A 15,987-nucleotide genomic window follows, 5' to 3' on the forward strand; every position below is an offset into this window, starting at 1 on the left:
GACGCGAAGCCGGGTGGACAGCGACCTGCGTGCATGGGGGCTGAAGCTGCGCGAGCGGCTGGGCTTCAAGCGCGCCGCCGTGGCCGTCGCACGCAAGCTGGCTGTCATCATGCATGCCATGTTGCGGTCCGGCCAACCCTACCTGGCGAAGGCTGCCATGGCCTGATCTCAGAACACCCGAGCTTGCCGCGCGTCAAAGCGCGTCGAGGCGTCCCTGCCGGAACGGGGGCGAACCATTCCGCCGAGGCTGTTGCACCCTGAGATCCTCACCGGCCCATCGAGTGCGCTTCACACATCGGAAGGTTCATCCTGCGAAGCCCCATCATGCGGCGGCTCATGCCGACCGCGAAGACGACCGTGCTCCCGGCAAACGACAGCCCGACGACCCGAAAAGGACTTGCTTTATGCCAAGCGATTAGACGACAGCCTCGGTCGGTAGGAGGCAGTCTGCTTTTCCGGCCTGCCTTCCCCGAAGCGGTCATTCCGCTTCCGGCCAGACTCCGTCACCCCAATTTGGCAGCGTACGCATAACCAGACATTCGGCTTGGCGCCCATCCAAGCCATTTAATCTTCTGACGTTGTATCCCGTAAGCGGACCTTCGTGCGCCGCTGCGAGCCATTCACATTAGGATCGCGAACTGGCCGAGGTTGAAACCGCTAAGCTTACCTCCGACTGACCGAGGGCATTTCGACCTGTATCCGGCTCGAAAAATTCAGATGTAGGCTGAGGCGAGGGCCGGCGAGCCTTCGAGGGCGTGGGCGAGCACTTCCAGGCCGTGCGTGATCTGCTGCCGGGTTGAGGGGCCGCCCAGACAGAGACGGACCGCTTCCGGCGGCGTCCCCGCGACGCAAAACGGGTCGCTGGCGATGACGCCGAGCCCGGCCGACCGACCTTGGCTGGCGAAGGCCGAGCGCGTCCAACCCTCCGGCAGCGTGATCCAGACGTGGAAGGCATGCGGATCGGCGGTGTAGGTCCCGGCGGGAAGCATCGCGGTTGCGATGCGTTGGCGCGCGGCCGATTCCTCGCGAACGAACTGCACGATGGCCTCCGCCGTGCCGTCCATGATCCACCGCGTCGCCAGGGCCGTCGCGATCGGTGAGGCCATGACCGTGGCCGTGCGCAGGGCGCCGCCCAGTGGCAGGGCGGACCGGGCGCTCGGGGCGACCAGGAAGGCGAGCCGAAGTCCGGCACCCAAGCACTTGGCGAGACCTGCCACGTAATAGGTGATCTCCGGCGCGAGTTCCGCAAAACTCGGCGGCGGGGTCGGGCAGATGCGGGCGTAGGCGTCGTCCTCGATGATGGTGACGGCGTATCGCCGCGCAACCGCGATCACAGCCTCGCGCCGCGTCCTGGGCAGGGTCGCGGTGGTGGGGTTCTGTAGCAACGGGTTCAGGTAGATGGCCTTCGGTGCCACTTTGGTGCAGGCGGCGGCGAAAGCATCAGGATCGACGCCGTACCGGTCCATGGGCAGATCGACGAGGCGAAGGCGCAAATGCGCCGCAAGCGCGCGGATGCCGGGATAGGTGATCCGCTCGGCGCAGATCGTGTCGCCCGGCCGGGCGACCTGCCCCAGGATGCTGAACAGGGCGCTGTGCGCCCCCGGGCAGATCAGCAGACGCTCCCGGGACGTGACGACCCCGCGGCCTTTCAGCCAGCGCAAAGCCGCCTCCTTGTCCTCCTCGGTCCCGCCGAAGCCCTGATAGCGCAATAGGTTGGTGAGATTGCCGGACAGATCCACGAGTGCGGCCTGCATCCGGGCTTGCAGGGCCGGCGTGTCAGGCTCGGGGGGCAGGTTCATGGTGAAATCGACCGGACCGATCCGACGCGCGGGCGCGGCGGCAGGCGAACGGGGCGGGCGAGCCGGATCGACCACGAAGGTCCCCTGGCCGACGCGCCCCTCGATCAGTCCGCGCTTATGGGCCTCGACGTAGCCGCGTGAAACCGTCGTGAAGTTCAGATCGAGCGCCTCGGCGAGGGCGCGCTGGGTCGGGAGGCGCGTCCCCGCCGTCAGGCGCCCCGTCCGGATGTCGTCGGCCAAGGCCTCCGCAATCGCGAGGTAATGAGGCTTGCCCCACCGCTTTAGATCCGGCGTCCAGGCGCCGGTCCCTCCAATCTGCGCGTTCAGTCGTTCGTCTCGCTCGGGCGAAGTCATGCGTGGCGGCCCAGATCATGATGCGATCAATGCTTGATTGTATGGTCTGCAATAGCCGTACCGCGATCAAGCTCCGCAGGACCATTCTCCGGCATCCATACAATGCCGACAATCTTCGATCCGTAAACAGCCATCCTCTGGTGATTGTGTACTCATATTTCGCTCAATAAATAGGCGGCAGGCGCAAGGCCTAATATACTCGAGCCAGCTGCATTGATCGCATTATTGTATGAATATCGCTCCGACACCTTGTATGGCTGATTGATCGAAGTCCTCTGGCACACCGCTTGCCATGAATGGTTTACGGCCGCTCGAAGTTCAGTCTTCCGCGGTCCAATCCTTCGAGGAGAGAAATCAATGCCTGCTGTGAACCGCGAGCATCACAAGAAGGGCGACTTCCTGGTCGATTACGAGGAGAAGGTCTTCGAGGACGTCAAGGCCGAGCCGGGCCAGAAGGCGCTGGTGACCTTCCATACCGTCGCGTTCGAGGGTTCGATCGGCCTTGTGAACCTGCTCCAGGCCACGCGCCTGCAGCGCAAGGGGTTCGAGACGTCGATCCTGCTCTACGGTCCGGGCATCACGCTAGGCGTCCAGCGCGGCTTCCCACGGCTCGGCGACGAGGCCTTTCCGGGCCACCTCAACTTCAACAACCAGCTTGAGAAGTTCATGGCCGAGGGTGGCAAGGTCTATGCCTGCCGGTTCTCGACCCAGGCTCTCTACGGCCACGGCGAGGCCGCCTTCATCGAGGGCATCCGCATGATCAACCCTCTCGACGTCCTCGACTGCATCCTCCTGCACAAGCGCGACAACGCGGTGATCATCGACACCTGGACCGTCTGATCGGCCCTTTGGCTTCCAGTCCGGGACGTCGCATCCGGCGGCCGCGCGCGACGTGGCCGCCGTTCACAGCCGGAGGATCGCCCATGTCAGACAGCCGGATCGTGCGGGCCGCCGCCGTCCAGATCGCGCCAGACCTCGACCGGCCGGAGGGCACTCTGGAGCGGGTGCTCAATGCCATCGATGAGGCCGCCGCCAAGGGCGCGCGCTTCATGGTCTTTCCCGAGACCTTCGTCCCCTATTACCCCTACTTCTCGTTCGTGCTGCCGCCGGCGATGCAGGGCGCCGAGCACCTGCGCCTCTACGAGCGGGCCGTGACGGTGCCGGGACCCGTGACCCAGGCGGTCTCCGTCGCCGCACGCCGTCACGGGGCGGTCATCGTGCTCGGGGTCAACGAGCGCGATCACGGCTCGCTCTACAACGCGCAGCTGGTCTTCGACGCCGACGGGAGCCTCAAGCTCAAGCGCCGCAAGATCACGCCGACCTATCATGAGCGGATGATCTGGGGTCAGGGCGACGGCGCCAGCCTTACCGTGGTCGATACGGCGGTGGGGCGCGTCGGCGCGTTGGCCTGTTGGGAGCACTACAATCCGCTCGCCCGCTACGCCCTGATGGCGCGCCACGAAGAGATCCACGCGGCGCAGTTCCCGGGCTCCCTCGTGGGCCAGATCTTCGCCGACCAGATGGAGGTGACGATCCGCCATCACGCCCTGGAGGCGGCCTGCTTCGTGGTGAACGCCACGGGCTGGCTCACCGACGAACAGGTGGCGCAGGTCTGCCCGGACGAGCGCCTGCGCGGCGCCTGCCACGGCGGCAACTGCACCGCCATTGTCTCGCCGGAAGGCAAGCACCTCGCGGAGCCGCTGGGCGCTGGCGAGGGTATCCTGATCGCCGACATGGACCTGGCGCTGGTGACCAAGCGCAAGCGGATGATGGACTCGGTCGGCCACTACGCCCGGCCCGAACTTCTCAGCCTGCTCCACGACGACCGCCCGGCCTCGTTCGTGCACCAGCCGATCCGTTCCCAGACCGATTTCCGGAGTCTCGACCATGAGCAGCAGCCCGCTTCCGACGAGCCTTCCCGCGTTCCCGCCGGTGGTGGCGGGCTTGGTCGGGATGCCGACGGAGCGCCTGATCAACGCATTGCAGTCCTACGGCGTTAGGCTCGCCGACAGCCGCGCCGGGGCGCCGAGCCGCCGCGGCGGGGCCGGTCCGTCGGACCACAAGGCCATGACCATCGCGGGCCGGACCGTGATGGTGCCGGTCCACACCGAGGCCGCCTTTGATTCGCCCTTCCTCGTCCGCCGCCCGGACGACAACGGGGTCTCGGTGATCGAGCATGACGGCGTGGTGATCGGGCAGGCGACCTTCCCGGGCAAGCCGCGCTTCTACGCGCTCTCGACCTTCGACGGCGTGCCGTATTCGAAGATCGCCGTTCTGCACGGGCGGGACGTGCTGGCCACCACCGTGCTCCAGACCTGTATCCGCTACGCGAGCCGCACGAAGACTTGCCAGTTCTGCTCGATCGGCCAATCGCTCGCCGCCGGTCGCACCGTCGCGCACAAGACGCCCGAACAGCTGGCCGAGGTCGCCCGCGCAGCGGTGCTCCTCGACGGCGTCAAGCACATGGTCATGACGACCGGCACGCCGAACGCGACCGACCGGGGCGCCGCCGTGCTCTGCGAGAGCGCCTTCGCCGTCAAGGCCGCGGTCGACCTGCCGATCCAGGCGCAGTGCGAGCCGCCGGATGACGACCGCTGGTTCGAGCGGATGAAAGCGTCGGGCATCGATGCCCTCGGTATGCATCTGGAAGCCGTCACGCCCGAAGTCCGGGCCCGGATCATGCCCGGGAAGGCGAGCGTGCCGCTGGAGCGGTACTACGGGGCCTTCGAGGCGGCCGTTCCCGTCTTCGGGCGGGGCCAGGTCTCGACCTACATCCTGGCCGGGCTAGGCGACGCCCCGGAGGCGATCCTGGCGATGGCCGAGCGCCTGATCGGGATGGGCGTCTACCCGTTCGTGGTGCCGTTCGTGCCGATCTCGGGCACCCCGCTGGAGAGCCATCCGGCGCCCGGCCCCGATGTCATGCACGGCATCCTCAAACCCCTCGCGGACATGCTGGTCGGCGCGGATCTTCGTTCGACCGACATCAAGGCCGGATGCGGGCGCTGCGGCGCCTGCTCGGCGCTCTCCACCTACGAGCGCGCGGGGGCGGTCTCATGATCTTCGAGCCCGTGCCGCCCTATTGGCCAAGCCACTTCCGCATCAAGTTCGCCACGAGTTCGTGGGAGCGGAACGCCTGCGCGGCGCTCCGCCGCCAGGTCTTCTGCACGGAGCAGCGCATCTTCACCGGGGACGACCGGGACGCCGTCGACGCGCACGCGATCCCGATCTGTGCCCTCTCGACTCTCGGCGGCGACGCCGACGCGGTCGTCGGCACCGTCCGCATCCACGAAGCGTCGGAGCGTGCCGGCGCATGGTGGGGATCCCGCTTGGCCGTCGCCGGACCGTTCCGCGGCACCGCTGCCCTGGGAGCCGGGCTCATCCAAGTCGCGGTCTCCTCGGCCCATGCGAGGGGCTGCACGCGGTTCCTGGCCCACGTGCAGGATCGGAATGTTCCGTTGTTCCAGGCCCTGCATTGGACGAGCCTCGACGAGGTCGAACTGCACGGGCGACCGCATCACCTGATGCAGGCAGACCTCGCGGCCTACCCGCCGATGCACGACCCCGAGCACGGGCTCGTCACGTTCCACAAGGCCGCGTGATGTCGTCGGGCTTCGACATCCAGTCCTTGGCCGGCCAGATCCGTGACGCGCGCGGAGTCGCGCACAAGCGCGACATCGATGCCGTGGTCGAGCGGCTCGGGCTGAACAGCCGGCACGACGCGGTGCCGGTCGGCGACGATTGTGCCGCCATACCGGATGGCGACGGCCACCTGCTGTTCGCCATCGAGGGCTTCCTCGACAGCTTCGTCGCGGCCGATCCGTATTTCGCTGGCTATTGCGGCATCATGGTCAACCTCAGCGACATCGCCGCCATGGGTGGGCGCCCGCTCGCGGTAGTCGACGCGCTGTGGAGCCGAGATGCCGCGGCCGCGGACCCGATCCTGGCAGGCCTGTCCGACGCAGCGGCACTGTACGGCGTCCCGATCGTCGGCGGTCACACCAATACGCGCGCTGAAGCCGGCAACCTCGCGGTCGCCGTGCTCGGCCGCGCTGGCCCGCGCCTGCTCACGAGCTTCGACGCGGCGCCCGGCGACGACTTCGTCGCGGCGATCGACCTGCGCGGACGCTTCCGCGACCCATACCCGTACTGGGACGCCTCGACCGGCACGGCCGGCGAGCGTCTGCGCGGTGATCTCGCGCTGCTGCCGGGCTTGGCGGAGAGCGGGCTCTGCCGGGCGGCCAAGGACATCAGCATGGCGGGCGTCGTCGGCACTGCCCTGATGCTGCTGGAATGCTCGCATGTCGGCGGCATCATAGACCTCGACGCGATCCCGCGGCCCACCGGTGTCCCGCTCGACCGGTGGCTCACCGCCTTCCCAAGCTTCGGCTACCTTCTGAGCGTGCACCCGGACTGCACGCCGGACGTCCTCGCGCGGTTCGCCGAACGGGATATCGCGGTCGCCACGGTCGGTAAGCTCGATGCGAGCCGGGTCGCCCGGGTTCGCGATGCCTCCGGCGGAGAGGCCGTGGTCTGGGACTTCACGATCAGCCCGCTGATCGGTTGTGGCCAGGATGGCGCGGGTGTCGTCCGATGACGCCCCTGCGCATTGCCATCCTGACCCACTCCACCAATCCACGGGGCGGCGTCGCGCATTGCCTCGCCCTGGCCGAGGCCCTGTGCGCGCTCGGGCATGAGGCGGTGGTCCACGCGCCCGATCCGTCGGGGCGCGGCTTCTTTCGCGCGGCCGCCTGCCCGACGGTATCGGTAGCCGCAAAGCCGATCGCCGGCGCAACGGTCGACCTCGTGCGGGCGCGCATCGACGATTACCTGCGCCACTTCGCGTCCCCCGCCGCCTGTGACTTCGACGTCTTTCACGCCCATTGCGGCATCGGCGGCAATGCCCTCGCGACGCTGAAACACCGCCGCTTGATCGCCGGCTTCGTGCGCACGGTCCACCACGTCGACAGCTTCGCCGACCCGGTGCTCGCGACGTGGCAGGATCGCTCGATTCGTGAGGCCACGCACCTGCTCTGTGTCAGCCGCACCTGGGCCGACCGGATCGCGACCGATCGCGGTGCGGAGATCGGTGTCGTCGGGAACGGCGTGGACTTGGCGATGTACCAGGAGGCGCCGAGCGAAGCCGATCTGATTGTGAGGGAGCGCTGGGGCCTCGGTGCCGGGCCGGTCGTCCTGAGCGTCGGTGGCTTCGAGGCGCGCAAGAATACGGCCGGGATCATCGAGGCTTTCGCGCTCTTGCGTCGACGCCATCGCCAAGCGCAGCTCGTGGTCGTCGGCGGCGCATCGCTCCTCGATCACGCCTCCTATGGCGCCCACTGCCGCGCCACTCTGCAAGCCCATGGGCTTGCGATCGGGCGCGGCGAGGCGGTGATCGAGACCGGGCCCGTCTCGCAGGAGGAGATGCCGGCCTTCTATCGCAGAGCGGCCGTCCTCGCCTTTCCATCCTGGACGGAGGGTTTCGGGCTCTGCGTCCTGGAGGCGATGGCCTGCGGCACCCCGGCGATCGTCTCTCGCCTGCCGCCCTTCACCGAGTACCTCCGGAGTGACGACGCCCTCTTCGTCGATCCCGGCGATCCCCGGGCCATCGCCGACGCCATGACGGCCGCCCTGGCCCCGATGACGCGCGCGAGGCTGCGGGTTGCCGGTTCGACCCGGGCCGCCGCTCATTCCTGGGGCGCCTGCGCCGAGCGTCACCTCGATACTTACGCGGCCTGCGCCCGCGTCGAACGGGAGCCGATCCATGCCTGAGATGCACTTCCACATCCGCTGGCCCGATGGCCGGCGCGAGGCCTGCTACTCGCCCTCCCTCATCGTGAAGGATTTCCTCGCGGTCGGCGAAAGCTACGCCCTCGACGCCTTCGTTGAGAAGACCCGCACGGCCCTCACAATCGCGAGTGAGCGGGTGCGCGAGAAATACGGCTTCGCGTGCTCGTCGGCGATGGCCCAGCTCGCCCGGATCGAGACCGAGGCGAAGCAGCAGGACCCCGGGGGCCTCGTCACGGTCGAGACCTTCGAGTCCTGAACCCGGCGCCTTCCTCGAAGCATCGCGGAGTTAGAGCCATGACGTCCACGCCCCGTCACGTCCCCGTCGCCATCGTCGGCGGTGGCCAGGCCGGTCTCTCGGTCAGCTATCACCTGAAGCAGCGTGGGATCGATCATCTCGTCTTCGAGAAGGCATCCGCGGCGCACACGTGGTCGAGCCAGCGCTGGGACACGTTCTGCCTGGTCACGCCGAATTGGCAGTGCGACCTGCCCGGCCATCCCTACGACGGGCCGGATCCGGACGGGTTCATGAAGAAGGATGAGATCGTCGCGTATCTGAAGAACTTCGTGGCGAAGGTGAACCCGCCGATCCGGGAGGGTGTCGCAGTCACACGCGTCGAACGGCGCGACGACGGGACCTTCTCGGTCCAGACCTCGGACGGCGACTTCACGGCGAACGAGGTCGTGGTCGCCTCGGGCGGCTATCACACCCCGATCATACCGCGCATGGCCGAGAAATTGCCGGGGTCGGTCACGCAGATTCACTCGAACCAGTATCGCAACCCGGCCCAACTGCCGGAGGGCGAGGTTCTGGTGGTCGGCTCAGGTCAATCCGGCGCGCAGATCGCTGAAGATCTGCATCTCGCCGGTCGCACAGTGCATCTCGCGGTAGGCGACGCGCCACGCTGCGCCCGGTTCTACCGCGGCCGCGACGTCGTCACGTGGCTCGCCGATATGGGCTATTACGAGATGACCGTCGACAACCATCCGCTGCGCGACGGCGTCCGCGACAACACCAACCACTACGTGACCGGGCGCGACGGTGGCCGGGACATCGATCTGCGTCGCTTCGCCAAGGAGGGCATGAAGCTCTACGGTGTCCTGGAAGATTTTGAGGATGGCAGCCTACGCTTCCGCGACAATCTCAAGCGCTCACTCGACGGGGCCGACCGCACGTACAACGGCATCAACGCGGCCATCGACAAGTACATTGCCGAAAACAACGTCGATGCTCCGGTGCAGGCGCACTACACCCCCGTTTGGGAGCCGGGCGAGCCCATCACCCGTCTTGCCCTCGAAGGCTCCGGCATCACCGCGATCGTCTGGTGCATCGGTTTCACGCCGGACTTCCGATGGCTCGACGCGTCCGTGTTCAACGGAGCGGGAAACCCCAAGCACAAGCGTGGCGTGACGCAGGAGGACGGCGTCTATTTCATCGGTCTGCCCTGGTTGAATACCTGGGGCTCGGGCCGCTTCGGCGCAGTCGGCCGCGATGCCGAGTTCGTCGCGCAGAGGATCCAGACGCACCTCGGCGCCGAGCGGTTCGCCCTGAAGTTCGCCGTTTAGATGAAGCGCTCCCGAAGCGGCCGCTGGTACGGCACCGATGGCTGCCTCAGCCGGTGTTTGAGACAGCCTCGCCATCGCGTTATCTCGGGCGCGGGTTGATCAAGCCTCGAAGCCTGATGCCGCGCGGCCGCTCACCTGCGCGTAGGAGAAGGCCTGCGCAGCTAGCCTTCAGGCATCGTGGCGTTGGATTGTCCCTCCAGCATGCTGCCCGCCCCACATGGGATATGCCGAACCTCTGTGTAGACGGTCTGTTTGAGAACAGGCCGTGGAAAGCGCTGGGACATCGTTCGTGAGAGTTGATTGCTCAAGCGCCCGATAGAGGCACGGCTAAGTCCTAAGCGGTCGTCCTTGCTGGCATCTTCTCTATGCCTCAGCCGTGCGAGCGAGCGAGCTCCGGCATGCTTCGATCCGGCCGCCGACAAGCGTGCTTTCGCAGCAACATGAGCGCACCCCCTCGTATCGCTCGTCATTTTTACAGTAGACTCAAAGTCAAACAATGACACACTTATAGTCGATATGGGAATGCGTACAAATTGATTGCGTTTCCATACAACTAAGACGCTGAAGTCCAACAAAACAACCGATCGGTATCTGCGCCGGGGCTTTTCGGCGAACGGGAACGCTCGGCCTGCGCCCGGCAAAAAGGGGATTGAGGATGCTGAACAGGATCACGGCAACGCTCGCGGGCGCTGCGGCCGTCGCGTTGAGCGCGACGGCCGCCTTCGCCCAAGCCACAACGATTCCGGGCGAGCAAGTCGGCCTCGCCGCCGGCGCGCCGTTGCCCGAGGGCCTCTACGCGGTCGACACCTTCATTTACCGTCGCACGGATCAGCCCTTCTCGCCCGACACCGCGATCAACGTCCCGTTCCTGCTCTGGTCGACCCCGCTGACACCTTTCGGCGGCCGCATCGAAGCGCTCGTCGCTCAGCCCACCGTTTTCGCCTTCACCCGCAACGGCGCCGGCCAGCGAAACAAGGATATCTCGATCAACGTCGGCACCCTCCTTGCCGGCATCTAGGCGTTCGACCTCGGCAACAATTTCGGCGTCAGTTTCCTGGGCGGCGTTCACTTGAACGACCTCGATGCCGGTCGCGGCTCGCTCGGGACCGGTTTGGCTGGAACGCCGGTGCTGCCGCAATTCTCTTCGAACACGTACAGGTTCGGCGTCGCCGGCAGCTACACCGGCGACGGCTGGAACATCACCGCCAACCTGACCGGCAACGTCTACGACACGCCCGGCCGCTTCGGCGGTCCCGTCGGTGCAGCGATCGGCCCAATCCGCCTCTCGGATGCAATCCTGCTGGATCTGACCGCCACGAAGAAGTTCGGCAACTTCGAGATCGGCCCGGTCGCCTACGGTGTCTACAACTTCGACACCAGCCAGTTCAGCGCCGCGAACGGCAATCGCGGCCGCTTCGCCGTCGGTGGCCTCATCGGTTACGATTTCAAGGCCTTCACCGTTCAGGCGTATGTGGCACGCGACGTGGTCACCGGTGCCCAGTACACGAACGCGCTCGGCCGGACCCGAGACAATTATTCGACCGACGGCTTCGTCCGCTTCGTCGTCCCGCTCTACACCCCGCCGGCGCCGGCTGCGGTGGTAGCCCCGCTGATCCGCAAGGGCTGACGCCAAGCGCTCATCCACCACGATCCGCACGCGGCCGTGGTGCACACGGAATCGAAGTGGAAATCCTTCCCAGGGTCCACGCTTCGATAGGGGCCGAGCGGCCCGGTCTCAACAGCTAAACCCGCTCGGCCCCGCTGGCACACGGGGATGGTACAAAGTTGCCGAAACGACCGTCGTGACAGAGGCTGTGGCCCTGTACCAAATAGGCTGGATTCATCGATTATTTTTGGCCGCAAGTACTTGGACGGCCAACACTCGCTTTGCTTGGAAGTTTGTCCGATACTAGCTATACCGATATCGGCCAAGCCCGGTCTACCGCTCGGCTCTTATAGTTGCCGTATTGCCCCTCTCTGCGCGACCGGGAGCAAATAACGGGTCTGCATGTTCGACAACGGCCACATCATCCGCGAGGGACAGGTTTCGACTCTACGAATGGATCCAACCCCTATGAGAGAGTTCATGGGGCCAGTATCCCAAGATGCTCGCCACCAAGCCGCATTTTTCCGCGAGGTCTTCATATCTGCAGGCGTGCCAGTAAAACTCAGCCGGCGCGCACAGATCCTGCAAGTCCGACAGCCCAGATCACTGTCAAATTCGCATCGCCGGATCAGGATTGCCCGCAGAGCCTGTAATTTTTCGGTGTGAGGCCCGTCACCCGGCGAAACGCTGTCGCTAGATGGCTCTGGCTTGAGAAGCCCGTATCCAGCGCGATCGAGGTGACGGTGAGATCGGTCGAGAGGAGCAGGTTTTTGGCCCGCTCCACCCGGCGTGACAGCACGTATTGATGGACCGTCGTGCCCCATTGCCGGAGACAGGAGCGGGACAAGGAGCGTGCGGATACGCCGACCTCGCCCGCGATGGCCTCGAGGGACAGATCGTCGGCAAGGCGGTCCTCGATCAGGTCGCGGACGCGCCTCATCTCGCCGCAATCGAGCACCTGCCTGTCTGGGCCCCGCCGCGATGAGCGGCCGTTGGCTGTGTAGATCCGAACGAGTCGCACAACCATGGCGTGGACCAACTCGTCGACGTAGAGCGCCGACGAGGGATCCGGCTCCTCCCGCATGATCTCCAGGATAGCCAGCGCCAACTGCTCCAAGAGCGGGTCGGACGTCCCGAGCGGAACGTCGAGTTCGACGCGTGGGGCGGTCGCGCTGCACATCTGGCGCGCGGTCTCGTCGATCAATCCCTGGCGGAGATGCATCGCCAGCATCTCTGAGCGCCCCCGTCTCTGCCATTCGCTCTCGTCATGGGCCGGGATCAGGTGGAACTGGCGGGGACGCAGCGTGTGCGTTTCGGTCATGCCGCCGCGCCCGATGCGCCGGCGGATCTGGGCGGGACGATTGACGCAGTAGCCGAGGCAGGGGTTGCCGACCGGGTCGAGTGTCCCCGTCCAGGGCTCTACGGCGACGTGCTGCGCGTGGATGTCCCGCCAGCCCCGCCCCGTGCTGCGGGCCAATGCAATGTTCTTCGGCCAGGAGCCGATGTCACGCGTCTGCATCGTCGTGACCGTCATGGCCTCAATCTCACTGATACGCCCCGCCGGCGCATCCTCGCCTCACGATGTCCGGAATCTGTTCGAACCCGGCGTGAATTTGGAAGAACGCCCTCAGAGGCTAAGCGCAGTCTAGTGCTCGAACAAGTCATCGACCGAGAAGATCCAGGCATCTAGCTGCCTGTTCATCGGCAGTATTGGCTTATTTTTCGAGCAGATCGCTCGCTTCTCCGGCAGGATGCTTGGCCGGACGGGGCGGGCGGGGAGACCAAGCCCGATGTCCTCACTGTTCAGCGAACTCCGGGTTCGCGACGTCACGCTGCGCAATCGCATCGCGGTCTCGCCAATGACCCAGTTCTCGTCGCCGGACGGACTCGTGAACGACTGGCACCTGGCGCATCTGGGCTCGAAGGCGGCAGGGGGCGCCGCCCTCGTCGTGGTGGAGCAGGCGGCCGTCTCGCCGGAGGGCCGCATGTCCACCCAGTGCGCCGGTATCTGGAACGACGCGCAGGGCGAGGCCCTGGCGCGCATCGCCCGCTTCGTGGCGTCCGTCGGGGCGGTCCCTGGCATCCAGCTCGGCCACACCGGCCGCCGGGGCTGCGTCGAGCCTCCGTGGAAGGGCGGCGGCCATCTGCCGGACGACCATCCCGACGCGTGGGAGATGATCGGCCCCTCCGCCGACGCCTTCGGCGGAGCCATGCCGCGGGTCCCGCGCGCCATGACGCACGACGATATCGCGACGGTGACGCGCCAATACGCCGAGGCTGCGCGCCGCGCGCGGGAGGCCGGTTTCCAGTGGCTGGAGATCCACTGCGCACACGGCTTCCTGCTGTCGAGCTTCTTCTCGCCCCTGGCCAACCGGCGCACCGACGCATACGGCGGCGACTTCGCCGGGCGCAGCCGGTTGCTCATCGAGGTCTTCGAGGCGGTACGCTCGGAATGGCCCGAGCGGCTGCCGCTCTCCATGCGGTTCGGCGTGACGGAGTTCGCGCCCGGCGGCCAGACCATCGACGAGTCGGTCGAATTGGCCCGGCTGCTCGCCCCTCGGGGCCTCGACCTCGTAGACGTTTCCTTCGGCGGCAACTCGGGCCGCGCCCAGACGCCGTGGGACGAGGAGGGGTTCATGGTCCCGGCTGCGCAACGCATCCGGGAGGAGGCGGGCGTCCTGACCGCTGCGAACTGGAACCTCGCCGATCCCGTCTTCGCTGAGGCGATCGTCAAGGAAGGTCAGGTCGACCTCGTCATGCTCGGCCGGCCGATGCTCGCCAACCCCCATTGGCCCGTCTACGCGGCGATGGTTCTTGGCGAGGCGCGTCCTTACGACATGCTGCCGGTCCAGTTCAGCACGTGGCTCAACAAGTATCAGCGTAGCCGCGTCAACAACGGCTTCGGCCGCGTGGTCGCCGACGCTCCGGGCGATGCGCCGAAAGCTGCCGAGTAATCCTCGATCTCACCCCTGTTTGTCCCACTGCTCTGAGCCGGAGTGCGACTGATGCCTGTCCAACGAACACCGACCGCGGCGCCGAACAACGACCTGCCGCAAGCCCGCCTCGGCTGGATCATGGCCGCCATCCAGACGCTGATCTACGGCAGCTTCGTCGGCACCTTCATCGTCTCGCCCGCCACTATGACGCGGCCGATCGCACCCGGGATGGCCGTGACGGTCGGCACCGTCGGCGGTCTCCTCGCCATCCTGTCCACCATGATCCTGACGGGGCTCTACGTCCTGCTCGCCAACCGTCTCACCGCGCGCTGAGGAGGCAGACACCATGCGAAGGTCCATTCTTGCCGTCTCACTTATCCTAGGCGCCATTGCCCCGGCGCTCGCTGCCGAAAGCGGCGGCCTCAACCCCGCAGCAATCGGAATGTTCGTCGGCATTGTTCTCGTAACGTTGGGCATCACCTACTGGGCGGCGCGGCGCGCCCATTCGGCCGACCAGTTCTATGCCGCGGGCGGTCAAATCTCCGGCTTCCAGAACGGCATCGCCCTGGCCGGCGACATGATCTCGGCCGGCGCGCTCCTCGGGCTTGCCGGTCTGATCTGCTCCTCCGGCTTCGACGGCCTGATCTTCGCCGTCGGCTATGCGACCGGCCTGCCCTTCGTCGTCTTCCTGGTGGCCGAGCGGCTGCGGAAGCTCGGGCGCTACACGGTGGCCGATGTCCTGGCGACGCGCTTGTCGGAGACACCGATCCGCATCTTCACCGCGATCGCGACCATCATCATCGTAATGTTTTACCTCATCGCCCAGATGGTCGGGGCGGGCCAGTTGATCCGGCTGCTGTTCGGGCTCGATTATCTCTATGCGCAGATCCTCGTGGGCGCGTTGATGATCTGCTACGTGATGTTCGGCGGCATGGTGGCGACGACCTGGGTTCAGATCGTCAAGGCGGCGCTGCTGCTCACGGCTGGCATCGCGATCTCGCTGCTCGTCCTGGCCAAGTTCGGCTTCGACTATAATACCCTCGTCGCCCGGGCCATCGCAGTGCACCCAAGGCACGCTGCGATCATGATGCCGCAAGTCTATTCGGGGAGCGTCTGGCAATCGGTCTCACTCGGCATGACACTGATGCTTGGGGCGGCGGGCCTCCCGCACGTCCTGATGCGCTTCTTCACCGTCCCGGACACCCGTGCGGCCAGGGTGTCGGTCTTCTGGGCCGTGATGTGCCAGAGTGGTTTCTTCGCGCTCATCTTCATAATCGGGTTCGGAGCGCTGGCCATCATCGGCGGAGATCCGGCCTATCTCGACGCCAAGGGCGCTATCCGCGGTGGTGGCAACATGGCCACCGTTCATCTATCCCACGCGCTGGGCGGCGACACGCTCATGGGCCTCGTCTCCGCCGTGGCCTTCGCCACGATTCTGGCGGTGGTCGCGGGGCTGACGCTGACGGGCGCCTCGGCGGTCTCGCACGACCTCTACGCCCGCATCATTGGCCGGGGCCGGGCGACGGAGCGCAGCGAGATCCGGGCCTCGCGGCTCGCCACCGTCGGCCTCGGCATTCTGTCGGTGCTGCTCGGCATCGCCTTTCAGACCCAGAACGTCGCCTACATGATCAGCCTCGCCTATGCGGTGAGCTGCAGCTCGACCCTGCCGCTTCTGATCCTGGCGCTGTACTGGGGCGGGCTGACGACCCGGGGGGCGATCGCCGGCGGCGTGATCGGCCTCGTCGGCGCCGTCGCCCTCACAGTCCTCGGGCCACCGGTCTGGGTGAAGGTGCTCGGTAACGCCGCTCCGATCTTCCCGCTCGATCCCCCGACCATCGTCACGATGCCGCTGGCGTTCCTCACGGCCTTTGTGGTCTCGGTCATGGATAGGAGGCCGGCATCGGCGTCGGCCATATCCCCCGCGGTCTGATACAGATCTTGCACG

General features: G+C 66.5%; 13 protein-coding genes and 2 pseudogenes. 13 read left to right on the forward strand and 2 right to left on the reverse strand.

The annotated features are described in order from the left end of the window. Positions 1–166 (forward strand): annotated as a pseudogene (locus BMZ47_RS27695) (IS110 family transposase); the annotation flags it as partial. Positions 167–713: 547 nt separating this feature from the next. Here BMZ47_RS27695 and BMZ47_RS00010 read toward each other — a convergent pair. Next, positions 714–2,153, reverse strand: a complete 1,440-nt coding sequence (locus tag BMZ47_RS00010; protein WP_007558306.1) for an aminotransferase-like domain-containing protein — start codon at positions 2,151–2,153, stop codon at positions 714–716. Between the two features lie 357 nt (positions 2,154–2,510). On the opposite strand from BMZ47_RS00010, the gene BMZ47_RS00015 reads away from it, so the two are divergent. The 9 genes and pseudogenes from BMZ47_RS00015 (at position 2,511) to BMZ47_RS00055 (ending at position 11,127) form a co-directional block, all read left to right on the forward strand. Beyond that, positions 2,511–2,993 carry an MSMEG_0572/Sll0783 family nitrogen starvation response protein gene (locus BMZ47_RS00015; RefSeq protein WP_007558304.1) on the forward strand — a complete coding sequence of 161 codons (483 nt, stop codon included), beginning with the start codon at positions 2,511–2,513 and terminating at the stop codon, positions 2,991–2,993. Between the two features lie 83 nt (positions 2,994–3,076). After that, positions 3,077–4,153, forward strand: coding sequence for a Nit6803 family nitrilase (locus tag BMZ47_RS00020; RefSeq protein ID WP_091857392.1), 1,077 nt, complete (start codon positions 3,077–3,079; stop codon positions 4,151–4,153). Next, positions 4,107–5,210: an MSMEG_0568 family radical SAM protein gene (locus BMZ47_RS00025; protein ID WP_007558301.1), complete on the forward strand. Its 1,104-nt coding sequence runs from the start codon at positions 4,107–4,109 to the stop codon at positions 5,208–5,210. Before BMZ47_RS00020 ends, BMZ47_RS00025 begins: the two co-directional genes overlap by 47 nt. Beyond that, positions 5,207–5,752: an MSMEG_0567/Sll0786 family nitrogen starvation N-acetyltransferase gene (locus tag BMZ47_RS00030; protein ID WP_007558299.1), complete on the forward strand. Its 546-nt coding sequence runs from the start codon at positions 5,207–5,209 to the stop codon at positions 5,750–5,752. The genes BMZ47_RS00025 and BMZ47_RS00030 overlap by 4 nt, the downstream gene beginning before the upstream one ends. Beyond that, on the forward strand, positions 5,752–6,747 hold the full coding sequence (locus BMZ47_RS00035; RefSeq protein WP_007558297.1) for a sll0787 family AIR synthase-like protein: 996 nt from the start codon (positions 5,752–5,754) through the stop codon (positions 6,745–6,747). The genes BMZ47_RS00030 and BMZ47_RS00035 overlap by 1 nt, the downstream gene beginning before the upstream one ends. After that, positions 6,744–7,919 (forward strand): MSMEG_0565 family glycosyltransferase, encoded by a 1,176-nt coding sequence (locus BMZ47_RS00040; RefSeq protein ID WP_091857394.1) that lies wholly within the window; start codon positions 6,744–6,746, stop codon positions 7,917–7,919. The genes BMZ47_RS00035 and BMZ47_RS00040 overlap by 4 nt, the downstream gene beginning before the upstream one ends. Then, the gene (locus BMZ47_RS00045) at positions 7,912–8,193 is read left to right on the forward strand and encodes an MSMEG_0570 family nitrogen starvation response protein (protein ID WP_091857396.1); all 282 of its coding nucleotides are present in this window, start codon (positions 7,912–7,914) and stop codon (positions 8,191–8,193) included. Before BMZ47_RS00040 ends, BMZ47_RS00045 begins: the two co-directional genes overlap by 8 nt. A gap of 38 nt (positions 8,194–8,231) precedes the next feature. Continuing rightward, entirely contained in the window at positions 8,232–9,500 is a 1,269-nt protein-coding gene (locus tag BMZ47_RS00050; RefSeq protein ID WP_007558290.1) for an MSMEG_0569 family flavin-dependent oxidoreductase, read from the forward strand. 655 nt (positions 9,501–10,155) lie between these two features. Further along, positions 10,156–11,127, forward strand: a pseudogene (locus BMZ47_RS00055) (transporter family protein). Positions 11,128–11,734: 607 nt separating this feature from the next. On the opposite strand, the gene BMZ47_RS00060 reads toward BMZ47_RS00055, so the two are convergent. Then, positions 11,735–12,640, reverse strand: a complete 906-nt coding sequence (locus BMZ47_RS00060; RefSeq protein ID WP_007558286.1) for a helix-turn-helix domain-containing protein — start codon at positions 12,638–12,640, stop codon at positions 11,735–11,737. 256 nt (positions 12,641–12,896) lie between these two features. On the opposite strand from BMZ47_RS00060, the gene BMZ47_RS00065 reads away from it, so the two are divergent. From BMZ47_RS00065 to BMZ47_RS00075, 3 genes are all read left to right on the forward strand, one after another. Next, on the forward strand, positions 12,897–14,060 hold the full coding sequence (locus BMZ47_RS00065; protein WP_007558284.1) for an NADH:flavin oxidoreductase/NADH oxidase: 1,164 nt from the start codon (positions 12,897–12,899) through the stop codon (positions 14,058–14,060). Positions 14,061–14,111: 51 nt separating this feature from the next. Next, a complete protein-coding gene (locus BMZ47_RS00070; RefSeq protein ID WP_007558282.1) occupies positions 14,112–14,375 on the forward strand; it encodes a DUF485 domain-containing protein in 264 nt (87 codons plus the stop codon). 109 nt (positions 14,376–14,484) lie between these two features. Further along, positions 14,485–15,972 (forward strand): sodium:solute symporter family transporter, encoded by a 1,488-nt coding sequence (locus tag BMZ47_RS00075; RefSeq protein ID WP_244536695.1) that lies wholly within the window; start codon positions 14,485–14,487, stop codon positions 15,970–15,972. Positions 15,973–15,987 lie beyond the last annotated feature (15 nt).

Origin of the sequence: Methylobacterium brachiatum (assembly GCF_900113845.1) — a bacterium.
Taxonomy (GTDB): Bacteria; Pseudomonadota; Alphaproteobacteria; order Rhizobiales; family Beijerinckiaceae; genus Methylobacterium; species Methylobacterium brachiatum.